Source organism: Cetobacterium somerae, from assembly GCF_022430525.1.
Lineage (GTDB): Bacteria > Fusobacteriota > Fusobacteriia > Fusobacteriales > Fusobacteriaceae > Cetobacterium_A.
The window spans coordinates 1,097,351-1,124,312 of sequence record NZ_CP092519.1 but is presented as its reverse complement, the minus strand read 5'-3'; the positions used below and the strand labels follow the sequence as shown (position 1 = coordinate 1,124,312).

General features: G+C 26.2%; 24 protein-coding genes. 18 read left to right on the top strand and 6 right to left on the bottom strand.

Annotation, left to right across the window (positions count from 1 at the left end):
• Positions 1 to 23: 23 nt before the first annotated feature.
• The 12 genes from MKD34_RS05065 (at position 24) to MKD34_RS05015 (ending at position 15,382) form a co-directional block, all read left to right on the top strand.
• Positions 24 to 605, top strand: coding sequence for a class I SAM-dependent methyltransferase (locus MKD34_RS05065; protein WP_240218536.1), 582 nt, complete (start codon positions 24 to 26; stop codon positions 603 to 605).
• A 273-nt stretch (positions 606 to 878) separates the two neighbouring features.
• Complete coding sequence (locus MKD34_RS05060; protein ID WP_240218535.1) at positions 879 to 1,457, top strand: restriction endonuclease subunit S domain-containing protein; 579 nt, start codon at positions 879 to 881, stop codon at positions 1,455 to 1,457.
• Positions 1,458 to 2,951, top strand: coding sequence for a type I restriction-modification system subunit M (locus MKD34_RS05055; RefSeq protein WP_240218534.1), 1,494 nt, complete (start codon positions 1,458 to 1,460; stop codon positions 2,949 to 2,951).
• A gap of 211 nt (positions 2,952 to 3,162) precedes the next feature.
• Positions 3,163 to 3,261 (top strand): RhuM family protein, encoded by a 99-nt coding sequence (rhuM, locus tag MKD34_RS14150; RefSeq protein ID WP_407933860.1) that lies wholly within the window; start codon positions 3,163 to 3,165, stop codon positions 3,259 to 3,261.
• A gap of 363 nt (positions 3,262 to 3,624) precedes the next feature.
• Positions 3,625 to 4,887 (top strand): restriction endonuclease subunit S, encoded by a 1,263-nt coding sequence (locus MKD34_RS05050; protein ID WP_240218533.1) that lies wholly within the window; start codon positions 3,625 to 3,627, stop codon positions 4,885 to 4,887.
• Between the two features lie 19 nt (positions 4,888 to 4,906).
• A complete protein-coding gene (locus MKD34_RS05045) occupies positions 4,907 to 5,725 on the top strand; it encodes a hypothetical protein (RefSeq protein ID WP_240218532.1) in 819 nt (272 codons plus the stop codon).
• Complete coding sequence (locus tag MKD34_RS05040; RefSeq protein ID WP_240218531.1) at positions 5,697 to 8,891, top strand: type I restriction endonuclease subunit R; 3,195 nt, start codon at positions 5,697 to 5,699, stop codon at positions 8,889 to 8,891. The genes MKD34_RS05045 and MKD34_RS05040 overlap by 29 nt, the downstream gene beginning before the upstream one ends.
• A 9-nt stretch (positions 8,892 to 8,900) precedes the next feature.
• Positions 8,901 to 9,554 carry a M48 family metallopeptidase gene (locus MKD34_RS05035; protein WP_240218530.1) on the top strand — a complete coding sequence of 218 codons (654 nt, stop codon included), beginning with the start codon at positions 8,901 to 8,903 and terminating at the stop codon, positions 9,552 to 9,554.
• 22 nt (positions 9,555 to 9,576) lie between these two features.
• Entirely contained in the window at positions 9,577 to 10,710 is a 1,134-nt protein-coding gene (locus tag MKD34_RS05030) for an HNH endonuclease signature motif containing protein (RefSeq protein WP_240218528.1), read from the top strand.
• On the top strand, positions 10,688 to 10,993 hold the full coding sequence (locus tag MKD34_RS05025) for a hypothetical protein (protein ID WP_240218526.1): 306 nt from the start codon (positions 10,688 to 10,690) through the stop codon (positions 10,991 to 10,993). Before MKD34_RS05030 ends, MKD34_RS05025 begins: the two co-directional genes overlap by 23 nt.
• 426 nt (positions 10,994 to 11,419) lie before the next feature.
• Positions 11,420 to 13,582, top strand: coding sequence for an AAA family ATPase (locus MKD34_RS05020; RefSeq protein ID WP_240218525.1), 2,163 nt, complete (start codon positions 11,420 to 11,422; stop codon positions 13,580 to 13,582).
• Positions 13,583 to 13,588: 6 nt separating this feature from the next.
• Positions 13,589 to 15,382 carry an LlaJI family restriction endonuclease gene (locus MKD34_RS05015; RefSeq protein WP_240218523.1) on the top strand — a complete coding sequence of 598 codons (1,794 nt, stop codon included), beginning with the start codon at positions 13,589 to 13,591 and terminating at the stop codon, positions 15,380 to 15,382.
• A gap of 294 nt (positions 15,383 to 15,676) precedes the next feature.
• Here the strand turns inward: MKD34_RS05015 and nfsB are convergent, their stop codons facing one another.
• Positions 15,677 to 16,330: an oxygen-insensitive NAD(P)H nitroreductase gene (gene nfsB / locus MKD34_RS05010; RefSeq protein WP_240218521.1), complete on the bottom strand. Its 654-nt coding sequence runs from the start codon at positions 16,328 to 16,330 to the stop codon at positions 15,677 to 15,679.
• A 184-nt stretch (positions 16,331 to 16,514) separates the two neighbouring features.
• On the opposite strand from nfsB, the gene MKD34_RS14145 reads away from it, so the two are divergent.
• Positions 16,515 to 16,631, top strand: a complete 117-nt coding sequence (locus tag MKD34_RS14145; RefSeq protein ID WP_407933859.1) for a winged helix-turn-helix transcriptional regulator — start codon at positions 16,515 to 16,517, stop codon at positions 16,629 to 16,631.
• On the opposite strand, the gene MKD34_RS05005 is transcribed toward MKD34_RS14145, so the two are convergent.
• A complete protein-coding gene (locus tag MKD34_RS05005) occupies positions 16,623 to 19,181 on the bottom strand; it encodes a DEAD/DEAH box helicase (protein ID WP_240218519.1) in 2,559 nt (852 codons plus the stop codon). The two genes, MKD34_RS14145 and MKD34_RS05005, sit on opposite strands and share 9 nt — an antisense overlap.
• A gap of 175 nt (positions 19,182 to 19,356) precedes the next feature.
• Here MKD34_RS05005 and MKD34_RS05000 point away from each other — a divergent pair, with 175 nt between their 5' ends.
• The 4 genes from MKD34_RS05000 to MKD34_RS04985 all read left to right on the top strand — a co-directional run bounded on the left by MKD34_RS05000 (position 19,357) and on the right by MKD34_RS04985 (position 22,913).
• Entirely contained in the window at positions 19,357 to 19,596 is a 240-nt protein-coding gene (locus MKD34_RS05000; protein ID WP_240218517.1) for a thioredoxin domain-containing protein, read from the top strand.
• Positions 19,597 to 19,764: 168 nt separating this feature from the next.
• The gene (locus MKD34_RS04995; protein ID WP_240218516.1) at positions 19,765 to 21,243 is read left to right on the top strand and encodes a helix-turn-helix domain-containing protein; all 1,479 of its coding nucleotides are present in this window, start codon (positions 19,765 to 19,767) and stop codon (positions 21,241 to 21,243) included.
• A gap of 54 nt (positions 21,244 to 21,297) precedes the next feature.
• On the top strand, positions 21,298 to 22,113 hold the full coding sequence (locus tag MKD34_RS04990) for a nitroreductase family protein (protein WP_240218515.1): 816 nt from the start codon (positions 21,298 to 21,300) through the stop codon (positions 22,111 to 22,113).
• Positions 22,114 to 22,244: 131 nt separating this feature from the next.
• The gene (locus MKD34_RS04985; protein WP_240218513.1) at positions 22,245 to 22,913 is read left to right on the top strand and encodes a cupin domain-containing protein; all 669 of its coding nucleotides are present in this window, start codon (positions 22,245 to 22,247) and stop codon (positions 22,911 to 22,913) included.
• Positions 22,914 to 22,979: 66 nt separating this feature from the next.
• Here MKD34_RS04985 and MKD34_RS04980 read toward each other — a convergent pair whose 3' ends face one another.
• The 4 genes from MKD34_RS04980 to MKD34_RS04965 form a co-directional block, all read right to left on the bottom strand.
• A complete protein-coding gene (locus tag MKD34_RS04980) occupies positions 22,980 to 23,411 on the bottom strand; it encodes a HEAT repeat domain-containing protein (protein WP_240218512.1) in 432 nt (143 codons plus the stop codon).
• Positions 23,412 to 23,893: 482 nt separating this feature from the next.
• Positions 23,894 to 24,241: an SDR family oxidoreductase gene (locus MKD34_RS04975; protein WP_240218511.1), complete on the bottom strand. Its 348-nt coding sequence runs from the start codon at positions 24,239 to 24,241 to the stop codon at positions 23,894 to 23,896.
• On the bottom strand, positions 24,195 to 24,620 hold the full coding sequence (locus MKD34_RS04970; RefSeq protein WP_240218510.1) for an SDR family NAD(P)-dependent oxidoreductase: 426 nt from the start codon (positions 24,618 to 24,620) through the stop codon (positions 24,195 to 24,197). Before MKD34_RS04970 ends, MKD34_RS04975 begins: the two co-directional genes overlap by 47 nt.
• Positions 24,602 to 25,150: a flavodoxin family protein gene (locus MKD34_RS04965; RefSeq protein WP_240218509.1), complete on the bottom strand. Its 549-nt coding sequence runs from the start codon at positions 25,148 to 25,150 to the stop codon at positions 24,602 to 24,604. The genes MKD34_RS04970 and MKD34_RS04965 overlap by 19 nt, the downstream gene beginning before the upstream one ends.
• Before the next feature lie 190 nt (positions 25,151 to 25,340).
• On the opposite strand from MKD34_RS04965, the gene MKD34_RS04960 reads away from it, so the two are divergent.
• A complete protein-coding gene (locus MKD34_RS04960; RefSeq protein WP_240218508.1) occupies positions 25,341 to 26,510 on the top strand; it encodes a MalY/PatB family protein in 1,170 nt (389 codons plus the stop codon).
• Positions 26,511 to 26,962: the final 452 nt, after the last annotated feature.

The window sequence follows — 26,962 nt, the reverse complement described above, 5'->3', positions numbered from 1 at the left end:
AAATATAGTATTTGGAGGGGTAAATGTCAGTAAAATTTTATAATGATAATGCAGATGATTTTTTTAACAACACAGTAAATGCAGATATGAGTGCTACTTATAAGATTTTTGAAGAGAAACTTTCAGAAAAAACAGGGGAAATTCTTGATTTAGGTTGCGGAAGCGGAAGAGATGCTAAGCACTTTTTAGATGAAGGGTTTACGGTTACAGCTTTAGATCTCTCACCAGTTCTAGCTGAAAAAGCTAGTGAATTTATTGGACAAAAGGTTATTGTGGCGGATATGAAAGATTTAGATTTCCAAGATAGATTTATAGGAATCTGGGCTTGTGCTTCATTACTTCATCTAAGAGAGGAAGAGGTTTTAGAAACATTGAAAAGATGTCATAAAGCTTTAAAGAAAGATGGAGTTATATATGCATCATTTAAATACGGAGAAAGTAACTATGAGAAAGATGGAAGAAGTTTTACTTGTTTTACAAAGGATAAATTTTTAGATTTAATAAAAGATTTAGAGTTTTGTTATTATGAAACTTTTGAAACTGGAGATGTTAGGCCTGGAAGAGAAAAAGAAAGATGGCTTAATGTAATTTTGAAAAAGGGATAAAATTTTAGAAATAAATTAAAAATTTTCAAAATAGAGATACATTTTTATAGAGTATGTAATATTATATCTAGTGAAAACAAGAGTTTTTAAAACTCTTGTTTTTTCTGTTTATATGGATTTTATATTTGATAGTATTAAAATAATGAATTTTATAATTAAATAAATCGCTTTTTTTATCTGTAAACTTAAAAATAATACAAAAAAATTGACAAAGAAAAAATTATAAGCTATATTACTATTGTAAACTTAAAAATAATACAAAAGGAGGTAGGAATGTTTTTAAAAGAAATAGCAGATATAAGAACAGGACTTGTTACTTCTAGAAAAAAAAATGAATTGGGATTAAACCCTTTCAAATATAAACAAATTACTTTAAAATCATTTCATGAGTCAGGAGAATTTCTTTCTAATTTCTGTGATGAGATTGATTTAAAGGAAGAGATTGAAAAAGAGTTTAAGACTCAAAAAGGAGATGTTTTAGTAAGATTAAGAGAACCTAATATAGTAATTTGCATAAAGGATGAAGAAGAAATGTTAATTCCATCATTATTTGCAATTATAAGATTAAAAAAAGGCATGAATATAATACCTGAATATTTAACTATGATTTTAAATAGTAATTATGTAAAAAAGCAATATGAAAAAGATCTTGCAGGGAGCAGTATAATTACTTTAAAAACATCTGTATTATCTGAAATAATAATTCCAATAATAGATATAGAAAAACAAAGAAAAAAAGTGATTTTAGATGAACTTTATCAGAGAGAAGTGAAACTTTTTGAAAGGTTAATTGAGCTAAAAAAATTAAAATATAAAGCAGAGATAAATAGAATAATAGTGGAGGATAAATAAATGAAAAAAACAACACAAGAAACAATAAATAATATAATTTGGAAAGCTTGCGACACTTTCAGAGGAACAATGGACTCATCTCAATATAAGGATTATATTTTAACAATGTTATTTGTAAAATACCTATCAGATTTTTATAGAGAAAAGAAAGACGAACTAATATTAAAATATGATGGAAAAATGGATAGAGTTGAGAAACAGTTATCTAGAGAAAAGTTTACTCTTGATGAAACTTGTACTTTTGAATATCTTTTTGAAAATAGAAATAGAGAAAATATTGGCGAGATTATTAATTCTGCCCTAGAAAGAATTGAGGAAGACAATAAAGGGAAATTAGAAGGAGTATTTAGAAATATAGATTTTAATTCAGAAGCTCAATTTGGAAGAACTAAAGAGAAAAATGCAATGCTTAAGCATTTATTAGAAGATTTTAATAGTGAAGAGTTAGATCTTAGACCTAGTAAACTTGCAGGAAATGATGTAATAGGAGATTCATATGAGTATCTTATAGCCCATTTTGCAGGAGATGCAGGAAAAAAAGGTGGAGAATTCTTTACTCCAGCAGAAGTTTCAACTTTGCTTGCAAAGTTAGCAGGAGCAAAAGAGGGAGATAGAATATATGATCCAACTTGCGGATCTGGTTCACTGCTTATAAAAGCTTCAAAAGAAGTTGGAAGCAAAAACTTTCAGATTTATGGACAAGAGAGAAATGGTCAAACACAATCTTTATCTAAGATGAATATGTTCTTACACGATATAAATGATGCAAAAATCCAATGGGGAGATACAATAAGAAACCCGTTACTACTTGAAAATGATAAACTTATGAAATTTGATGTGGTTTTAGCAAACCCTCCATTTTCTCTTGATAAATGGGGAGAAGAGGAAGCAAAATCTGACAAATACGGAAGATTTATATATGGAATTCCTCCAAAATCGAAAGGGGATTATGCTTTTGTGCAACATATGATAGCGAGTATGAATAGCGAGGGAACGGTAGCTGTAGTTTTACCTCACGGAGTTTTATTTAGAGGAGCAAGTGAAGGTAAAATAAGAGAGGGATTAATTAAAGAAAATCTATTAGATGCAGTAATTGGGCTTCCAGCAAATCTATTCTTTGGAACTAACATCCCAGCTTGTATTCTTATTTTCAAAAATAATAGAAAAGACAAGGATATTGTATTTATAGATGCAAGTAATGAGTTTGCAAAAGAGAAAAATCAAAATGTATTGAGAGATGAAGATATTAAAAAAATTGTTAGCACATATAAAGAAAGAAAAGAGATAGAAAAATACTCTCATATAGCTCAAATAGAAGAGATTGAAGAAAATGGATTTAATCTAAATATTCCAAGATATGTGGATACTTTTGAGGATGAAGAGATTGTTGATATAGATGTTTTAGAAGATGAGATTCTTGAAATTGAGACAGAATTAGTTTCAATAAGAGGAGAGATGAAAAAGATTCTAGAAGAGCTAGGTTTAAGAGGGTAAAGATGGAAAATCAAATTGGTATATATGAAGACAGTAAAAAAATATAAAATTTGAAGTTAGGATAGAAAGTGAAAATGTCTGGCTAACTCAAAAACAGATATCAGAACTTTTTGATAAAAGTATAAAAATAATTAATGAACACATAAAAAATATTTATAAAGAGGAAGAATTAATTGAGGAATCAACTATCTGGAAATCCCAGATAGTTTAAATAGAGGTTGAAAGAGAAATACTTTTTTATAATTTAGATGTCATCATATCTGTAGGATATAGAGTTAAATCAAAGCAAGGAACTCAATTTAGAATATGAGCAACAAAGCTTTTAAAAGATTCTTTGATAAAGGATTATTTGATAAATGAGAAAAAATTAAAAGAAAAATATGCTCAGTTTGGTGAATTAAAAGTTACAATAAAAATTTTAGAGAGAATGGTTGAAAAGCAATAGGTTCAATTAAATGAAGCTAAAGGGTTATTAAAAGTAATTTCAGAAACTAAATCTTTTATACTTTATAGTAAAAAATCACTCTTTTTTAGATGGAAATAAAAGAATTGGTGATAACACTTTAGTTACTATAGTTCTCATGATTGCTGAAAGTAAGGCTATTGAAAAAGACTTAATTGTGAAAGTTTTAATAAATCCAATAAATAATAGAAATTAATATTAGGAGATAAGATGAGAATAGAAATTAAAGAAAGAATAGAAAAAATTAAAAATAAAGAGCTACCCCAAGGGTATAGGAAAATTGGAGATGGAGTGTATCCAATTGATTGGAAAAAAGTAAAAATGGAAGAAATTTTTAATAGAGTTAATAATCCAGTTTTAGTAGAAAAAGATAAATTATATCAAGAGATAGGGATTAGATCTCATGGAAAAGGCATTTTTCATAAAGAACATAAATTAGGTGTAGAGTTAGGAAATAAGAGAGTTTTTTGGATAGAACCTAATGTTTTTATAGTGAATATAGTTTTTGCTTGGGAGCAAGCAATTGCAAAAACTACAGAAAAAGAATTTGGAATGATTGCATCTCATAGATTTCCAATGTACAAGCCTGTTAAGGATGTTTTAGACTTAGAGTATATAACATATTATTTTAAAACAAAAAGAGGAAAAGAAAAGTTAGAATTAGCTTCGCCAGGAGGAGCTGGAAGAAATAAAACTCTAGGTCAAAAGGAGTTTGATAGATTAGAAATAGTTTTGCCCAAAATAGAGGAGCAAATAAAAATATCTACTATTTTATCTAAATGGGATGAAGGAATATTAAAGCAAGAAAAATTGATTGAAGCTAAGAAAAAATATAAAAAAGGTATGATGCAAAAAATATTTTCTCAAGAATTAAGATTTAGGGATGAAAATGGAAATGATTATCCCAAGTGGAAAGAACAGAAAATAGGAGAAATTTTAAAAGAGAGCAAAATTATACCAATAGAGCAAACTTTATCGAAAAGAATAACTGTTAGATTAAATTTAAAAGGGGTGGAAAAAAGGATTGTAAATCCTGAAGAAAAAGAAGGAGCAACTTTAAATTATCTCAGAAAAGCAGGGCAATTTATCTATGGGAAGCAAAATTTACATAAGGGAGCTTTTGGGATTATACCACAAGAACTAAATGATTTTCAATCATCGACAGATATACCTGCTTTTGATTTTCTAGGAGAAATAAATGAAAAATGGTTTTTTTATTTTATGTCTAGAGAAATATTTTATAAAAATTTAGAAATATTAGCTACAGGAACTGGGTCTAAAAGAATTCAACCAGCTAATTTATTATTATTAAATATATTGGTCCCTTTTCTTGGAGAACAAACTAAAATTGCTAATTTTCTTTCAACTTTAGATAGAGAAATTGAATTATTAGAAAAAGAATTATTTGTTTTAAAAAGTGAAAAACAAAGTTTAATGAGCATGTTATTAAGTGGAGTTGTTATAACAGTTTAAAAAATTAAAGGGGGAATATTTGAAAATGAAAGAATTAAATATAAATTATGAACAAGAGTTGTTAAAACTAAATACATCTAATAAAAGAAAAGTTTTTGAAAAGCTTTCATTAGCTGCGTTAAGTGCAATTCCATGGGTAGGTGGGGTAATAAGTGCTATGGCAAGTATACCGATAGAAAATAAAGATGAAATATCTAATGATTTAAGAACAGAATGGTTAAAAGAGCATGAATTTAAATTGCTTGCTTTAAAAAACTCTTTAGAAGAAATAATAAATAGAATTTCAAATTTTGGAGAGGAGATAGTAGAGAGAATAGAATCACCAGAATATCTTCAACTAGTTAATTTAAGTTATAGAGTATGGGATGAATCTGCAACAGAGGAGAAAAGAAAGTTTATTACTAACCTTTTAATTAACTCTTCAGGAACAAAACTTTGTTCTGATGATGTGATAAGACTTTTTATAGATTGGATAAAGAATTATCATGAACTTCATTTTAAAATAATTTCTCTAATCTATAAAATTCCTCACATAAGTAGAGGAGAAATTTGGAGAAATCTTTCAGAAAATTTAGAGCCTCCTAGAGAAGATTCTGCTGAAGCTGATTTATTTAAAATGATTATTAGAGATTTGAGCATGGGTGGAGTTATTAGACAATATAAACCTACAGATTATAATGGAAATTTTTTAAAAACAAAAAAGCAACCAGTGACTAAAACGTCTCTAGCAAAATCTGCTTTTGATAATACGGAACCATACGAAATAACAAATTTAGGAAGGCAGTTTGTACATTATACTATGAACGAAAATGTTTCAAGAATTGAAGAGAAAAAATAGTAACAGGAGGGGGATTAAAATTTATACTTCAGAATTATATGATCAGAAAAAGGTAGTAGAACTTCTTACAAATATGGGATATAGATATATTTCAGAAGATGAGTGTATTAAGATAAGAAAAAATAAATTGAAGGATGTTCTGCTTAAAGGTATCTTAACAGAGAATCTAAAAAAAATAAACTCTTATGAATATAAGGGTATTAAATATAAATTTAGCGAAAAGAATATAGAAGAGGCTATAGAAAAATTAGATATTTCTTTAGAAAAAGGTCTTATGAGTGCCAATGCAGAGATTACAGATTTTTTATACTATGGTACTACACTTGAGGAAAAACTTAATGATGGTACTAAAAAAAATTTTTCTTTTAAATATATAGATTGGAAAGATTTTGGGGAAAATAGTTTTTATTTTACAGAAGAGTTTGAAGTAGAAAAAATGGATCTTAATGGAAAAGAAAAACATAAAAGACCTGATATCGTGATTTTTATAAATGGAATTCCTTTAGCTTCAATAGAACTTAAAAAGTCATCGGTAGCAGCGGAAGAGGGAATATCTCAGACAATTAGAAATCAAAGAGAAGATAACATACCTCATTTTTTCAAATTTGCTCAACTTTTAATGGCGGGGAATACCCATGAGTTTAGATATGGAACTACGGGAACTCCTGCTAGATTTTGGGCAGTTTGGAATGAAGAGGAAGATTTAGAAAAGGAATTAAAAAATCTTATAAAAGATAGAATGATAAATAGATTAGATCAGAATATTTATTCTCTTTTAAAAAAAGATAGGTTTATAGATTTACTATATCAATATACACTTTTTGATAATAGAGTAAAAAAAGTTGCGAGATATCAGCAATACTACGCAATAAAGAAAACTCTTAAAAGAATAGAGAAAACAGATTCAGATGGCTCTAGACATGGTGGACTAATTTGGCATACTCAAGGAAGTGGGAAATCTTTAACAATGGTTATGCTAGCAAAGGCTATTCAAAGAAAAATTCATAACGCTAAGATAATTATAGTTACGGATAGAAAAGCACTAGATCAGCAAATAAAAGATACATTTAAAGCTACAGAAGTGGATGTAGTAAAAGCAAGTAGTGGTAGTGAACTATCTAAATTACTTAGAAGCGATAGATCAGCAGTTATTACAACTGTTGTAAATAAATTTGAAAGTGTAGCTAATGAAAATATTGTGTTGAATAATTCAAATATTTTTATATTGGTAGATGAATCTCATAGAACTCAATACGGTGCTTTAAATGCTAAGATGAAGAAGACATTCCCATTGGGATGTTTTATAGGATTAACAGGAACCCCTTTAATGAAAAAAGAGAAAAACTCTATGGATAAGTTTGGAGGAATGATTCATAAATATACTATTGATAGTGCTGTCAAGGATAAGGCAGTTTTACCACTTCTTTATGACGGAAGACTCGTGGAACAGAATATAACTAATGAGAATGCATTAAATAGAAGATTTGATATATTGGCCAAAGGATTAAATGAAGAGCAAAGAGAGGATCTGAAGAAAAAGTGGTCTAGGTTTAAAGAAGTTGCTTCAAGTGAGACAAGACTTTGGGAAATTGCAATGGATATAAATGAACATTATAAAAATAACTGGAAAAATACAGGGTTTAAAGCTATGTTTGCAACGAGCTCTAAATATGAAGCTGTAAAATATCATCAAATATTTCAACAGATAGGAGAAATAAATACAGCTTTTATAATCTCTCCACCAGATGATAGAGAGGGAAATGAAGAAATAGAAGATGAAAATAAATCGCTTGTAGTTAATGAGTGGAAAAAAATTATCAACAACTATGGTGATGAGGAAAGATATGAAACGGCAATGAAAGATGAGTTTAAATCAGATCATGGAATAGAAATATTAATTGTTGTTGATAAACTACTTACTGGTTTTGACATTCCAAGAGCGACAACTTTGTATCTTGATAAAGAGTTAAAAGATCATACATTACTGCAAGCTATAGCCAGAGTAAATAGACTTTTTGATGAAAAAGATTATGGATATATAATAGATTACAGGGGACTTCTTGGAAATCTAGATAGAGCACTTACAACATATAGTACTTTTCAAAATTTTGATGAAGAGGATATAAGTGGTTCTTTAATAGATATAAAAGAGGAAATAAGTAGAGTAAAAAGTTACTATTCACATCTGCAAGAATTTTTTATGAAAATAAAGAATAAAAGTGATAGAGAGGAATATGAGGTTTATTTAGAGGATAATAAATTGAGAAAAGAGTTTTACGATCTTTTAAAAGAATATTCAAAAGCTTTAAAATATTCTTTATCTTCAGAAAAGGTTTATGATTATTTAGGTGATGATTTAGAACGATATAAAAAAGCCTTGAAATTTTATAATGATTTAAGAGCATCTATAAGAATTAGGTATCATGAAGCTATTGATTTTGGTAAATTTGAAAAAGAGATGCAAAAAATGTTAGATACTTTTATAGATGCAACAGGAGTTAATAAATTATCAAAAGTTGTGGATATTTTTAATGTGGAATTTGCTAAAGAGGTAGAAAGATTAGAAGGAAAGAGAGCAAAAGCAGATACTATAAGAAGTGCTGTTTCAAAAACTATAAGTAAAAAATATGAAGAAAATCCAGCTTTATATAAACCATTAGCTGATAAAATTAAAAAAACTTTAGAAGAATATAAATCGAAAAGAATTTCTGAAGAGGATTATTTGAAATCAATGGAAGAGATTTTAGATATTTTAAAGAATGGAGCTAGTCTAAAAAAAGAAAGTTACCCTAAACTTATAAAAGATAATTTTAGAGCTCAAAAAATTTATGAAAACTTAAAAATGCTTATAGGTGATCAATTAATAGGAGTGAATGATATTTCATATAACACAAATCTTTCTGAAAATAGTGTTGACAAGTTTGAAGTTATGGAAGATGTGGCTTATAATAATACGATGTTACTTTCGCAATTAGCAATTGATTTTGATAAAGTATTTTTAGAAACTTGCAAAGTTGATTGGGCAAAAAATCCAACACTACATAATAAGTTACACCAAGAGTTAGAAGATTTACTTTGGGATTTAGAGGATAGCTGTTCTGGTATAGAATTTGATAATGATACTATTATTGAAAAAGTAATAATGGTAGCTCATAGTATGTACTAAGGAGTATAGATGCAAGTAAAGGTAACGAGGAAAAAAATAAAAAATATTAATTTGAAAGTTAGGCCAGATTTTACTGTGGAATTAAGTGCTCCTGAATCGGCTTCTCAAGAATATATTGACTCTTTTTTAGAAAAGAAAAAAGATTGGATAAAAAAGCAAATACAGTTTTTTAAAGATAATTTGACAAATGAAACCGAAAAAAAATATATAAGTGGAGAAAGTGTAAAGTATTTGGGGAAAAACTATAGACTTAAAGTTCATAAAGGAAAAGAAAAATATGTGAAATTCATGAGGGGATATATACATCTTTACTGTTTAGAAAATAGTGATTTGGAGGATAAAAAAGAACTTTTACAAAATTGGTTAAGAGAACGAGCAAAAGATAAGATCATGATTATTGCAAAAAAATATTTAGATAGATTAGAAGAAGTACCTCATATAAAATTTAGGGATATGAAAACAAGATGGGGGTCTTGTAATTCTGAAAAAAAAAGGATAATTTTTAATTGGAAATTGATAGAGAAATCTTCCTATGGAATAGAGTATGTTGTGGTACATGAACTAGTTCATTTGAAGTGCAATAATCATAGCAAGACTTTTTTTAAATATGTGAGTGTTAAACTTCCAGATTGGGAGAAAAGAAGAGAAAGTTTATATAAATAAAATTTGATGCGATGGAGGTAAAATGGCAAGACCAAAAACAAAGGAAGATATACAAAGAAGACTGTATGCTGAATCGATGGGAAGATGTATGAATCCAAATTGTAGAAAAGAATTATTTGTAGATGGTGGTGATATAATCGAAAGAGCACACATAATTCCTTTTTGCGATACAAAAGATAATTCATTTGAAAACTTAATTATTTTATGTCCTAATTGTCACACAGATTTTGATAAAAACTTTGCATTTTCATCTGATGAAGTTAAAGGATGGAAGCAAAATAGAAAAGATGAATTTGAGAAAATTTTTGGTGAAAAATATAAAACTTTTAATGAACTAAAAATTGCAGTATTTCCTTTACTTTTAGAAAATAAAACTATATACGAAGAATATTATTTAAATGATCAAAAAGAATTATGGAATAAATTTGAGAATAAAATATTGATAAATAATGAAAAATTAAAAAAACTTTTAGAAAATAACTTTAATCTATTTCAAAGTCATGAAAGCAAAGCTTTTTCAAATTTAGAAATAGTAAGAATATTTTTGACTCATATTGATGAATTTAAAGCTACTCGTTTGGATAAAGAAAAAAGTAGATACATTTTGTTTCCTAAGGAAATTAATTCTATGTTTGGAATAGAACCAATAGAAGGTTCATTTCTTCCTTCAGTTGAATCTTTAGAAATTCTAATTTCAAAATTAAATAATGAGAGTAAAGTTATAAATATTTCTATAGGAAATGATAAACCTTATATAGAATTCGCTGATGGAGAAAGAATTTTTTTAAATGATACACCTAGATTAAGACAACTTTATTATGAATATGGATGTTTTAGAAGTGCTAAGGTAAGATTAGAAAGCCTTAACTTTGCTTTAAAATATATTGTTTCAAGAGGGTTAGGATTTGAATTTTTAAATTATAATAACTTGAGAGAAATTTTAGTAAATAAAGTTAAAATAATCTTTGTTTATGAATACTGTTTGAGTAAAATGGCATTAATAAATCTTTCACCTGAAATTGATAGTATTGTTGTTAATCTTCACAACTGGAATGGAAAAAGTTGTATTTCAATGGAAGCAAATAACTTTTCAAAGATTTTAGGTGTAACTTTATTAACAATGGATGATTTTTATGGATATATTAGTAAGATGTAATGTAATTGATTTAATAAACGAATATATTGAAATGTTTAATTCATTTGATAATATTTATTTATACGGATCTATTTTAGATACTTCTAAAACTCCTAATGATGTTGACATATTATTAATATACTCGAAATATTCAAATAATTTGATAAACGACTTAGATACAATATCTTTTATTTTAAAAAAAATGAATAATTTACCTATAGATTTGACAGTATTAAGTGTTGAAGAAGAAAAAGATACAAACTTTTTAGAAAGACTTAAATCAAAATACATAAAACTAAAATAAAGTTTTAGAGATTAATGTTTATTTTTTACAATAAATAAGCTTTGATTAAGAGAGTCTTTGCGGACTCTCTTTTCTTTATTTGTAGGTATTGTATCTAGACTAGACCACAAACGACATAGTAAATTTTATATAATTTTGTATATATTTCTATTGTTTTTTTCTTTTTCTGCAGATATATTGCATTATAAAATAAAAATATATTTAATAATACAATGATAGATGTGAAAAAGAGGAAACTTTTCTCTTTACTCTGGTATGGAAAAATAAATAGGATTTAAATTTATAGATATATTAATTTTATTTTAACAAGTTATTTAGTACTAAAAATTATTATACTAATTAATAAAGTAACTATTATTGTAAAAGCACATATTAAAGAGTATAATCAAATTAGAGTTTAAGTAAAAAATATTTAGGTGGGTAAAGATGAAAGAAGAATGTTTACTAGTTATTGTTAACCAAAGCTATAGAGAGGGAATGACACAAGAAGAAGTATACAAAATAGCAAGAAAATCTTGGAGAGTTTCATTAGATAAACTTTCTAGTTTAAAATATGTTTTTGCCGTTTCAAATTCAAAAATTGTTGGGATGTTTGAATGTTATGATTGGCATGAAATAAAAGATGAAAAAAATTTAGAATATAATGGCGAAAATCTTGGAAGAAAATATTTTAATGGCACTTTAATAAAAGAAAATATTTTAAAAAAATATTTATCTTCAGATATTTCGTTTATAACAGCAAAACAACAAACACCGACATTATATTTAAAAGATAATGTGTTAAGAAAATATAGAGTTTGGTTAGAAGATGTTTATGTTACTAGAAAAAATACAAAATTAGATAAAATAACTGTGGATGCAAGTATCTATAGATTAAATAAGAATATTGAAAAGCTAGTTGAAAATAGTTTAATAGAAGATACAATATTTTTCTTTTTATTAAATTCTGAAGAATTAACAGTTTTAAAAGAAAAGTTAGAACAAAAAATTGGAAAGTTAAAAGATTATGCATTTGCTTTTAATAGTTTCATAGCTTTTAAAAAGTTTATAGAAACAGGAGAAAATTTTATAAAAAATTTAGATATTGAAGACAATATTGAACTAATTGAAAATGGGGAGATTAAAATGGAATATCAAAGAATTGTATATGGAGCACCTGGAACTGGAAAAAGTTATATGTTAGAAAAAGAGAGTAAAGAAAAATTTAAAGAGGTAAAGTTAATAAAAGAAGTACCTGTTGATTCTGAAGATGAAAATGATGAAGTAAATAAAAGAAGATATTGGGGAGTAGGGGCATTTTGGGGTCCTGAAAATAAATTAGATGATTTTGTAGAAAATGGATATTGGGAAAATGGTTGGGATGATAAGTTTATAGATAAGGTAAAAGGAATAAAAGTAGGGGATTATATTGCTATTAAATCTGCTTTTGTAACAAGACCAAATGGAATTCCAACAGCTACAGTTAGAATAAAGGCTTTAGGAGTTGTAACAAAAGAAAGTGATGATGGAAAAATTGTAAAGGTTGATTGGAAATTAAAAAATTTATCAAATGACTATGTAGGAGTATCAATTCGTCCAACTATCCAAGAAGTAACAGGAGATTATTTGAAAATTTTTGAACCACTATTTGACTTAGAAAATGATAATTCTAAAAGTTTAGAAACTGTAGAAGAAATTTTAAAATTAGTAGAGAGAGTTACATTCTATGATGGTTATACATATGGTCAATTTGTGGGAACATATAAACCAGTTCCTAGTGAAAATAATTCAGAAAATATTATATATAAATATGTTCCAGGACCATTAATGACAAGTTTGGTTAAAGCTTTTCAAAATCCAGAACATAATTTTCTTTTAATAATTGAAGAAATAAACAGAGCTAAAGCTGATAGAGTTTTTGGGAATATATTTCAGCTTTTAGATAGAAATAAAAGTGGCGAAAGTGAGTATCCAATAGCTATATCAACAGAAGTAGAAAAATATTTAAGAGAACAATTTGAAGATGATAGTCAATATCAAGAGTATTTTGGAAAAGGCTTGTCACTTCCTAGCAATCTATATATTTGGGCAACAATGAACAATGCAGATCAAGGAGTTTATCCTCTTGATACAGCTTTTAAAAGAAGATGGAACTTCGAGTATATAGGACTTGATGATAATGCCGAAAATTTTGGAGATGAAGGAAAAAAATATCTTGTTGATATAAATTTTTCTACAAACAATGAAAACATAAAAATAGTTTCTAAAGGTGTTTATTGGAATGACTTTAGAGAAAATTTAAATAATTTTTTACTTAAAAATGGAATAAATGAAGACAGATTAATTGCTCCATTTTTTATAAATCCATCACAATTCGGTCAAGATGCAGGAGGAGATGAAGATTTTTACTGGATAGAGGAATCACCATATCTTAATAAACTTTTAATGTACATATTTGATGATGTTTTAAAGCATAAAATAAGTGTTAGAAGAAAATTGTTTACAGAAGATATATTAAGTTTTTCTCAATTGGTAAAAGAATATAAAATAGGAAATTGTATTTATTCGGATGAGTTTTTAACTAAATTAAATACACAAGAATGGGAATAGGTTACTATGAAAATATTGTATTTTAAAGAGTTAAAAAAATATGCTTTAGATGAATGTTTCCGGTTTGAAAATAGTGAGATATTAAATAAACTAATGGAAAGTAATGTAGTTGTCAGAGATAATCAAAGTATAAGTTTTAGATTTGTAGGAATGATTGCTTTAACAGATTGTATAGTTATAGTTTTTCCAAAATATAAAGTAGATCCTTATGAAAATTATATTGGAAGAGAAGTGGAGCATAGAAATTATATAAAAACTATTTTTAAAGTATTTGAAAAATATAGAAAATCTAAAAGTTCATTATTGGAAAAAGATTGTGATGAAGAGGAAGAATATTTAAATTTATTTTCATTATATAAAAGTTTAATTGATGATTTTATAGAAAATGGATTATATGAAAATGAAAGACACATTCATACACTTTGTGGTGATGGAGAGATCGATTGGAATAAAACAATAGGTGAGCTAGATAATCACTTTAATACTCTAAAAAATCCAATATATCTGAACTATTACACTCACGATATAGAAGAGGAACAAGAAAATTACATTAGAAGTATCCAAAAAAAATTATTAACAGATGCAGCAGCATATTTTGAAGAGTTTAGAAAATTTGGATTAGATGGCTTTCAATTTGATTTTCATTTTGATGGAGATTTAATAGGAGATGAAGAATATCAAATTTTTAAAATAGATTTAGAATTAAGAGAAAATTTTTCAGAAAGAAAGATTAATCTTTTAAAATTAATGAGAAGTATTTTAAAAGAAAAAGCACATAGTATTTACGAAGATATTAATATCTATGGAACTAAATCGTACCATTCAATTTGGGAAAATGTTTGTCAAAATGTTTTAGGACATGATTCTACTCTTAGAAAAAATATTCCTAAACCAAATTGGAAATCTATTAATAATGAAGAAGATAACTACAGTAGTTCTTTTATTCCAGATATTGTATTTGAAGAAAATAATGATTTACATATATATGATGCTAAATACTATGAAACAGAATTTGATGAAAAAGGAAAACTAAAAAATAACGCTCCTGGAATAGGAGATATAGGTAAACAATTTTTATATGAAGAATCATATAGAGCATACTATAAAAAAGTAGGAATTGAAAAAACTAGATATTATAATGCTTTTTTGTTTCCAACAGAAGAAACACAACATAGTTATATAGGAGAAGTTTCTTTTGAAATCTTCCAAGGAAAAAAAATCAAATTATTTAAATTATCTACAGAAAAAATGTATGAGAATTATTTAAAAAATACAAAAATAAGTTTAGAACCAAAAATAGAAATCCAAGTACGGGACATAACTTTATTAGAGGTAGATATTATAATAAATTCGGCTAATAGTAATATGATGAGAGGTTCTGGACTTTGTGGTGCTATCTTTCCAGGCGCTGGGAAAGAATTAGAAGTAGAGTGTTCAAAATATTCTAAATTAGAAGTTGGAGAGGCAATTTTAACAGATGGATATAATCTTCCAGCTAAAAAGATAGTACACACTGTAGCGCCTAAATATTATTTAGAAGAAACTGATAGATATGAAAACTTAAAAAGATGCTATAAAAATATAATGAAAATAGTTGAAGAAAATAAATTTAAATCAATAGCAATTCCTTGTATAGGTATGGGAATATACAAATGGCCTCTTGAAGAAGGAGCCAAAATAGCTATAGAAACTGTTTTAAATTCTATTACACCAGGAAGTATCGAAAAAATTTATTTTATATGTGGAGATACAGAGCAAGAACGAATATATAAAAAGTATTTAGCAGAAAAATTAAAATAGAAGATCAAATTGGTTCTAAATTAGAATGGAGAAATTTAGAGGATAATAAATCAAGTATGATTATGAAAAGTGTGGAATTTGATATATATAATGAGGAATCATGGGGCGATTAAATAAATTACTTATTATCAGAAATTTCTAAGTATATAGAAGTTTTTAAAAAATATGAGTATAGTATTTAGTTTTGTTTAAATAAAAGATTAAAATACATAAAAACCTGAGAAAGAATCTCAGGTTTTTAATTTTAGGATACTCAAATTTTAGAAAAAAAGTAGTTTAGTATAATTATATTTTTTAAATTTCTTCAATTATTTCATCTTTAGAAAGTCTTGATTTTGGAAGAGCAGCATTAAAATCATCACTTGCATGATATCCTAAAGCTACAACAAAAGAAGCTGTAAATCCTTTCTCTCTAAGATTAAATTCTTCATCTAAAATTTTCATATTAACACCCTCCATAGCAACTGCATCAATGTCTAGAACTCCTAATCCTAATAAAAAAACTCCTAGATTTAAATAAGTTTGTTTTTCAGCCCAGTGGAAAGTATCTTTATAGTCATATTTATGAATATTTGCAAATTTTTTTCTTCCATTATAATTATCCTTTTTAAATTGTTCTTGTACAAACCTTCCATCTTTATCCTCTTGAGCATTAGCATGTCTAATAAAGTCATCTGTTATATCAACCTTTGTGGCGAAAACAACAACTGCAGAGGCCTCCAAAATTTTATCTTCGTTAAACTTATAAAATCCTTCAGCAGATTTTGCTATTCTTTTTTTTCCACACTCTGTTGTTGCTAAAATAAAGTGCCAAGGTTGCAGATTAGTTGACGAAGGAGAAAGCTGTAATAAATCTTTAATTTTCTCTAAATTGTCAGATGATATTTTTTTAGTTGGATCAAATTTTTTAGTAGAGTATCTTTTTTTTAAAATATTAGTTAAATCCATGAAAACCACTCCTTTTATATTGAATTTTTTTGAATCCTATTTTAAAACTCATTATTAAATCTATTTATATTTTCAACATTAGGTAAGAAGTACTAAATAAAATAAAAGATTCCTTTTTGGTATTGGCTATTATGCTATAATAGTAGCATAATTATTTTATGGCGTATTTAATGTTGAAAAAGTTATTAGATATGATGAATTAAAAAATTTAGTTTATAAAATATCTCATAAAATATTAAGTAATAATTTAAAAGAATTAATTAATGATGGAATATTCTTTAATAAAATTTGGTTAGAGTAGATTTTTGTATTTAAAAATTGATGTATCTCCTGCTCCACCTAGGTCTTTATAGTAGTTCTCTAAATCTTTTAGCATCTTATTCTTTAATTTTTTTATAAAATCAGAATCTACCTTTTGCCATAAGTAAAAGCTAAATCCAATATTTTTAAGATCTTTTCCATAATAGATAAATCTTTTTCTTTCAAACTTCTCAAAAGGATTAACTATGATATTTCTTGTCATCTCTTTGTCACTATTTAAATACTCAGCCGTATATGGACATGACTTTTTATCCACTGGTAGTCCATCCTCTAAACGCTTTCTGTAGTAACTTATATAATCAGCTTTAACCTTTTCAAAATCAGCTTCTCCATCTTTTTCAAGATTTTTAATTAAAGCTAATATAAATATTATTTTATACGAAAGGCTATAACTTCCCTCCTCTATAAACTCCCAGAAATCATCTAAAATAGTAGTTTCATCTCTTTTTTTCAGATTTTTTAAAACTCTTATCTCTTCAACTCTTTCAGGTTTAAATTTATAATAACTAATTCTTCCTAATTTAGTTGAATAATCAGGAACTATTTCTCCTTTTTTTATCCAAGCAGTTATAGTATCTGTAGAAAGGAATAACTCTCTAGCAAGTTCTTCAGAACTTATATAATCTCCATAGATACTTTCAAAAGTTTCTATATCAACCTCTTGTAAATCCATCTCTTTTTCCAAAAGATGTTCCAGGTAAATCATCTCTCCATTCCAAGATCTAACTCCCGTTAAAACATCTCCAAAAGGTGAGTACAACGGATTTTTAAAAAGTGAGTTAGCGGTCCAAGGTACCGATGAAAAAGAGTAGTTATCAACTACATCTATAAGATATAGTGCTTCCTTATTCTCAGTTCTTCGTGTTCCTCTTCCCAGTTGTTGATAATAGATTACTTTTGACATTGTAGGCCTAGCCATAACTATCACAGAAGTTTTTGGTGCATCCCATCCCTCTGATATAAGTTGACATGAAGTAAGAAATCTAATCTCTCCATTTAAATACTTCTTAATATTTTTTTGTGAATCTCTATCTTTTCCAGAAACTGCAGCAGCATTTATACCTCTTTCATTAAGTAGTTTTGCCATCATAGATGCATGAGCTACATTAACACAAAATACTATTCCCTGTTTTGTAGAAAGGCCATCTACATCTTTTCCAAAGTATTTATCAATTGTATCAGCTATAAGTTCATTTCTAGAAGCAACAACAATCTTCTTTTCTAAATCTCCTGAGATATAATCTTTTCCATTAAATCTAACTTCAGATAGATCTATATTACTTTCTAATCTAAAGATTCTAATAGAAGAACAAATTCCATTTTCTATAGCTTCTTTTAAAGTTAGATTAACCTCTGTTGTAGAGAAAATTGATTCTAATTTTTTCTTATCAAGACGCTCTGGAGTTGCAGTCATTCCTAGTAAAAAATCCGCATTAAAATATTTTAATATTTTAGCCATACCTGGAGCAACACTATGATGAGCTTCATCTACAACTATATATCTGAAATCATCAGGTTTAAATTCGTTTTTTCTATTTATAATTCCAGAATATGTTGAAACATAAATTTGATTATCTATAGAGTCACCAACTAATTTTTCAGAGAAAGTTATAGTTAAATTTTTTATCCACTGATTTTTTAAAGCTATAGTTGGAACTAATATTAAAACTCTAGCCTCTGGTTTCTCCTGGAGAAATAGTTTTATATCCTCTTCAGCTATAGTTGATTTTCCAGTTCCAGTTGGAAGAACTATAACAGTTGATTTGATTCCATCTTTTCTCATTTCCTGAAGTTGATTAAGAGTTAAGTTTTGGTGTTCATAAAGCTTATATTTTCTATCTTGAACTAATAGTCTTTGAGCAATAAACTCCTCTTTATTTCCCAAGTAGATTTTCATCTCTTCAACCATTCTATCTTTAAACTCAATCTCATTAGTTGAAAATCTAAAAACTTTGTATCCTTGGTAAACCAATGCATTTTGTCTTTCAATCTGCTTTATATATTTAGATAAGCCAGTTTTTTGTGGATGGTGATAGCTTTCGCCATTTTCCTCTATTACAATCTTTTCATCTAATTTTTCTACAACATAATCAACAAAAATATTTTCACCTTGGAATCCAATAAGCTGCTCCTCTTTTGAAAGAAGATCATAACTATCCTCTCCATAAAGCTCAAAGAAAACAGATTCAAAGTGATGCTCAAGATAAGATGCATCTATTCCAGTACGGCCAACATTTTTAGTTGGAACTAATGGAATCTCTAAAGTTTTATCTAAAATCTTGCATAGGTTTTCTCTATTAAAATTTTCATTACAAAATCTATATAAAAATTTATGCTTTTTCATAAATTGATTCTGAAGGTTTGTGTACTCTCTATATGAAAAAACACCACTGTTATCAATCTCAGTTATATTAAAATCTAAAATTACAATAGTATCTAATATTTCATTATAATAAATCTTAGAGCATATATCATCTCTATGATTATAATAGTTTATAGTCTTTATTTTTTGAAACCCTAATCTCTCCATTAATCCCCTCCTGTATTCTAGATAAAGTATACATCAGAAAAAATAGGTCTACAAGGATAAAAGATTAGAAAATTACAAAGTTAGTAGTAAGTGAGATACTTTAATTTTAAAAGTAGGAAATTAATCTATTTTTTAGAATAACTGTCTATAATTATATTAATTAGGAGGTTTAGAAATGATACTTTTTTATAAAAAAAATTCAAAAGAATCTGAAGAGGTTATTGAGATTTTAAAAGACTTTGAGAATGTTAAATATGTAGATGTTGAAGAGAATAAAACACTTGCAGAAGAGTATTCTGTTAAAGTATTTCCAACTTTAATTGTTTCAACAGATGATGATGTCAGTGAAGAAAATGTATTTGTTGGATTAAAGGAGATTGAAAGTTTTCTTGAAGTTGAAGAAGAAGATTTCTAATTAACTTATATATATTTTAAAATTTTAAATATTTAAAAATATATATGGTTAGATTGTATATATTTTGATATAATAACTAAAAAGCTAAGAACCCTTTTATATATAAGGGTTCTTAGCTTTTTAATGTGATATTATTTATAATAAAAGATTTAAAATTAAAGGAGTCATATGGGGTTAAAAAGTTATGATTTTGAAATATTAGATTTTTTAGTTAGAAATAACGAAGTTTCAATAAAAGAATTAAAAAAAAATATGAATTTATCAATTTCAAGCATAAAAGTTTCAATATTAAGAATAAATAAAGTTCTTAAAAAGAATTTTAATTTTGAAATTTTGATAAGTGAAAATAAAATAAAGTTACCTTCTGAAAAAAAAGAACTTTTAAAAATAAAAGTTTTAAATTCAGATAAAATAATTGATATTTGTAAAAAAGAAAGAATTCACTATATACTATTAAAGTTAATTTTTAATCAAAAAATAAATTTATCTCAAATATCAAATGAATTTCTTTTAAATAGATTAACTATTTTATCAGATGTAAAAGAAATCAAAAGTATTCTTAAAGAGTTTGATTTAGAATTAGAAAGTATCCCTTGGAAAGGTGTTGTTTTAAAGGGAAATCATAAAAATATATTGGATTTTAGTATTAAATTTTTAATGTACTTTTATATAAAAAAAATAGATAATTATAATTTAGCACTGTTTTACTATACGTTTGTTAATTCTAAAAGCATAGAATATATAAGAAACTTAATAGACTATGATTTAGAATTGAAAATAAAAAAATGTTCAAAAAAAGTATTTAATAGATTTTCTCTAAAAGCTGATATTCATTTATATTATACTTTTGTTGCGACATTAATATATTATAAGATAAGAGGTAAATTTGAATATGAACCACAAATTTTAGAAATAGAAAATTTAGCTGATAATGCTATAAGAAGTTTAAAAATATTAAAAAATGAAAAATTAATAGATTGTATTCAAATAAATGATGATAAAGATTTTTTAGTTTTAATAGAAATTATATTAAATATAGATGAAAAATATTTAAAAAGTAAAAAAATAAATTCTAATATTAGTATATTTTTTAATTATATTGAAAAAAATCTAAAAATTAATTTAAATGAAGAAGATAAAAGTTATTTAATTTATACAATAAATAAAGGCGCTTTAAAAAAGTTTTTTAATTATTCTGAATATAAAATTCCAGAAGCCATTGATTCCTATATATTTTTTTATATAAAAAATAAAATTGAAAAAAAAGTGATAGAGTTATTTCCTCTATTATCAAACGAAGATATTTTTAATATATTAGTGTATATAAAAAACATTTGTTGGGAATTTATAGATAGTAGTTGTAAAACGAAGGATAAAAGTATTTGTATTATCGATTCATCTTTTAATAGTATCCATGGAGATATTTTAAAAACACATTTAGAAAAATATTATTATATAAAACAGATTAATATTTACAATTTTGTCGAAGATTTAGATTATGATTTTATAAATGATAATTTTGATGCAGTTTTTTATTTAAATATTCATTGTGAAAATGAAAACAACATAAAAATTCCATGGTTTGAAATTCCGTTTATGGAGGTATTATTTTTAAATTTTGAAAAATATGGGTTGTTCAAAAAATAGGAATACAATAAAAGAGTTCAAATAAATATTACTAATAAAAAGGGAGATTTAAAAATGTTTAAAGTGAATATTGAAAAATGTATAAGTTGTGGAGCATGTATAAAAGATTGTCCAGTAAAAGATATTGAATTTGTTGAAAAAAAAGCCTCGATAAAGAATAATGCTTGTGTAAAGTGTGGTCACTGTATTGCTATTTGCCCAGTAAAAGCTATTTCGACAGATGATTACGACATGAATGAAGTAATTGAATATAATAAAAATGATTTTGATATTAAATCAGATAATTTTTTAAATTTTATAAAATATAAAAGAACTATAAGAAATTTTAAAAATCAAGATATAGAAAATGAAAAGATTTTAAAAATAATAGAAGCTGGAAGATTTGCACCTACTTCTGGAAATACGCAAAATGTAAAATATATAGTAGTAAAAGATAAGCTTCAAGAGCTTAGAAAAATGACTTTAGAAATATTGAATGATTTTGGAAAAGAAGTTTTAGAAAGCTCAACAAATAAGTTACAAATAAAATATGCCAAAATGTGGATTGAAATGTATAACGATTATATTTCAAATCCTTTAGGAAATGATAGACTATTCTACAAAGCACCAATTTTAATAATAGTTACATCAGAGCATTCTCTAAATGCGGGGATAGCTTCAGCTAATATGAAACTTATGACTGATACACTTGGATTAGGATCAGTTTTTAGTGGGTTTCTTGTAAGAGCTTGTGAAAGAGATTCTAGTATAAAAGAGTTTTTGGGAATTAATGGAAATCAAAATATAGTTTCTTGTATGGCTATTGGTTATCCAAATGTAAAATATTTTAGAACTGTACCTAGGAAAAGTCCTGATATTATATGGAAATAAAAATATTTTTTAAAATGTGGATTATTTATATAAAAAAGTAACATATGATACATATTTTATCTTCAGATTCAGGTAAAATTCATTTTAGATAGTTTTAATTTTTATTTAATAAAAAATTGAGGTGAAATAAAATGAATGCAATAAGAAATATGGATTATAATAAAGTTATAAATTTAAAGGATTTAGTTCCTTATGGTGAAAAAACAATAAATAGTATGATGATTGCTTTAAAAAATTCTTTAAATTCAGCTGTTTTTGCTTTTGATAAAGAGGAGATGTTAAGTGAACATAGTGCTCCAGCAGATGCTTTAGTTTATGTTTTAGATGGAGAGTTAGAAATCTCTATAAATAAAATAGGTCACAAAGTAAAAAAAGGTGAGATGATATTAATGCCTGCAAATATTCCTCATGCTTTAAAAGCTTTAGAAAAATCTAAAATGTTACTGATAATAGTAAAAAAACATGAAGATATCGGTGGGTTTATAAATTTAGAGTATTCAAAAGAACTTTTAATGAAAGATATAGTGACTGGATTTAAAGGCGGAGTTGTTAGTAAAAGAATTTTAAATTTAGAGAATCTAACATCATTAATGTTTGCTATATCTGAAAATGAAGAGATTGAGCATAATAAAACTGAAGGTGAATTGCTTGTTTTAAATTTAGATGGAGAGTTAGATATCACTATTAATAATCAAAAAGAAATTTTAAAAGAAGATCAAATTATAGTGATTCCTTATAATGTTTTATATGAAATAAAAGCTAAGACAGATAGTAAATTTTTATTAATTGAAATTAATTAGACTTAAAAATAAATATATAAAAATACCCCCTACTTAAATATAGTAAGGGGTATTTTAAATTTATAGTTATTTAGATAAGTATTTAAAAATACCTCTTATCCAGTTATCAAAATACATATGTTCAGAAGACATAACATCATACATTTGAGGAGCGATAGTTTGGAAGTATTCTTTAAAAAGATCTAAGTCCAAAGTTTCCATTCCTGTTTGTCTTTTAATTTTTAAAAACATTTTTCTAACATCATTAGGTGAATATCCTGTATTCTTTTTTCCTAAGTTAATAGGTTCGTTATTTTTTTTAAGTTTATTTTTTTGACAAAGTAAAAAAGCAGCATGCTTCACAGCAAAAACTCTATCAGTTAACGCTAATTTAATTACAAGAGTTTTTATATGAAAATATTCATCCTCATTTAAATCGCAGTCTTTAATTTTATCTAAAGCTTCTAATCTAGTTTTATAAGATAACTCATTTTTTAAATCTTTTATAATTGTTTCCATTTATTTTTCTCCTAGGAATATTTTATCAATATAGTATTTTTAAGACTATAGAGTATTATATAACTTTTTTCAAAGAAGCACAATAGATAATAAATAATTTTGATTACTTAAAAAAAATAAAATTTTCAAACTTTTATTTAAGAAAAAAACGTCTAAAAGTTATAATAATAGTTAGAAGGTAGAAAAGAATTTAAAAGTTTTAAAGTAGAAAAATAGCCATCACACAGTTTCAAAGATGTTTTAATTTTTAAAAAATGAAGAAAAATAGTATTTTAATTAATTTTAACAAATCATGAAGTTGTTTTTCTAACTATTATATGAGGTAATAGATTTAAAGTCAGTAAACTGTTTTACTATTAAGAGATTTAAAAAGTTTTTTAAGAAAATGATTGAAAGTTTTAAAGTTATTCGAAGGTGATTTAGTAGTGAAGTAGAGGGATTTGTGATGGTTGCCCTCTACTTTTTTATTTATAAATTATTTATTATTCATAAATCATTTTTTTAGTCATACCACCATCAATGACTAAATTTGCAGCATTAATAAAATCATTTTCAGTATCAGCTAAAAATAAACAAGCATTAAGAATATCTCTAGGAATTCCTACTCTTCCTGATGGATGTTGAGAATGATCCGTTTCTGATAAACTTCCATAATTATTTACTTGTATCCATCCAGGACTTATAGCATTTACAGTGATTGGCGTTTTAGAAAGAGATATAGCAAGGGTATTAGTCATAGAAATTAATCCACCTTTTGAAGCACCGTAAGCTTCCCAATTAGCTTCATTTTGATTCCAACGAGTAGATGCTATATTTATTAATTCGACCATAGATTTGTCCTTTGTTCACTTCTATAAATTCTTTACAACAAATAAAACTTCCACGAAGATTAACATTTATAACATCATCAAACTCTTTAATCGAAATATCTTCAATGTTTTTATTAAAATTTGAAATAGCTCCATTATTTATAAGTATATGGGCTGCTCCATATTTTTCTGTGATTTTAGAAAAAGCATATTTAATTTCAGTTTCTAATCTTAAATCCACTTTAATAAAGTCAATGTCTTCTGAGAGCTCTTCTTCTTTTTTTATATCTAAAACAATTACTTTATACCCTTTTTTATTAAATCCTTCAGAAAGATGATAACCGATACCACCAGCTCCTCCTGTGATAATGCAAATCTTCTTTAGCTTATCTTTTTCCATAATTCACCTAACTTTCTTAATTCGTCACTATTGTTTAAAACATCAGTTTTTTCATATGCTGATATAGGATGAGAAAATACAAGTTCCCAACCAAGGTATTCACATATACATTCCATTTGCTCAGAAATTATTCTATATTGAGGACCTTTAAGTTCGTCCGCTCCAACAGTAACTAATCCTATTTTCTTTTTTTGTTCTTGGAATTGCTCACTTTTTGAGTACATTTTATCAATAACCATTTTAAGTTGAGCTGATACTCCCCACCAATAAACAGGAGAACCAAATATAATAGTATCAGCATTATAAATTTTATTAATTACATCAGCACTTTCATCAGGAAGAACGCAATTACCATGGTTAGATTTACAACCATCACAATTGATACATCCACTTAACTTATGTTCTGTAACATCATAAATTTCGACCAAAGAATTTGTGCAGTTTTTATTAATTCCAGCAACAATAGTATTTAATGCTGTTTTAGTATTGCCATCTAATCTAGGACTTCCATTTAAAACTAAAATTTTCATAAAAAACCTCCTGTTTAAAAAATTAAGAATATTAAATATATTTGATTTTCAATTTATCAGAAAAACTAGAGTTATTGCTAGAGATTATTACCGTTTTTTCTATATTATATATCTACATATTCAATTTTACAACCATGTTATTTCGTGTTAATATCTGATTATAAATACAAAAGGAGTTGAAAACTAGAAGATGAAATATAATTTTGATGAAGTGATTTCTAGAGCAAATACTAGATGTGCAAAATATGATGAACGAATAAAAAAATTTGGAACAGATGATTTAATACCACTTTGGATAGCAGATATGGACTTTAAAACTGCTCAACCAATTATAGATGCTTTGAAAAATAAAGCCGAAGAGGGTATATTTGGTTATGTTTCAAGACCAGATAGTTATTTCGAAGCAGGGTGTGATTGGCAAAAGCGAAGAAATGGATGGGAGATTGATAAATCCTTATGTTCATTCTCTGTAGGAGTAGTTCCTGCCATGACAGTGATGGCTGAAATTTGGTGTAAAAGTGGAAGTAGTATTTTAATTCAACCACCAGTTTATGGAGAGTTTTATGAAATTGTTCAAAATTCAGGTAATCATGTATTAACAAATCATCTTGTAGAAAAAGATGGTAAGTGGTCTGTTGATTGGGAGGATTTTGAGGCTAAAATAAAAAAAGTATCAATGTTTTTATTTTGTAATCCACATAATCCACTAGGTATAGTATGGAAGAAAGAGGAGATTGAAAAAATTGTAAATCTTTGTGCAGAAAATGATGTCTTACTAATAAGCGATGAAATACATTCAGATTTGATTTTTCATGACAAAAAATTTATTCCAACAGCGACAGTTAGTGATTTAGCAAAAAAAACAGTAGTAACTTGTTTTTCAGCAACAAAGACATTTAATTTGGCAGGATTACAAGCTTGTACCGTTGTTTTTCCAAACAATAAATTAAAAAATGATTTTGATAAATGGTGGTTTTCAAAAGATATTCATCGTAATAATTCTTTTTCTTCTGTTGCTATGGAGGTAGCTTATAACGAAGGCGAGGAGTGGTTAAATCAGCTGTTACCATATATTAGTAACAATTTTGATTTTGTAGTTGAGTATTGTAATGAGAATATCCCAGAAATTAAAACTTATGCACCTGATGCAACATACTTAATGTGGTTAGATTGCAGAGCTTTAAATCTTAGTAATACAGAGTTAGAAAAATTTATGATTGAAAAAGCAAAACTTGGTTTAAATAGTGGAACAGCATTTGATAAAAACTTAAATGGATTTATGAGATTAAATGTTGCATGTCCAAAAAGTGTTTTAAAACAAGCATTGGATCAGTTAAAAAAAGCAGTTGACGAATTATAAGCTTTTATTTTTATGCATTTTTATTTTATGTAAATTTTTTATGATTATACAACTAAATATAACTATTTCATGTAATTTTTAACAAAATTATAAAATAATAGAGTAATATGATAAAAAAGAGGTGCATAAAAAGGAGGAGTTTATGTTAAAAAGTGAAAAAGAACAAAAATTAAAAGAAAAAACAAAAGGGAAAACATTAGAAGAGTTAATAGAGTTGATGATAGCTTCTTTAGAAAGTGAGAAAAATGAATAAAAAATTAATGATGTTATTAAGTATAACTATAATATTTGTAGCATGTAGTAATTCAAAAATAAAGGAATATACAGGAACGTACACTATCCAATAATTAAAAAAATAGCTGAGAGTTTAGAAATTCCACTTACAGTAATCTGTTATAATGGTGCTAGAGTAATGTATCTAAAGATAAAGGAAAAAAGCAACTCATAAATTT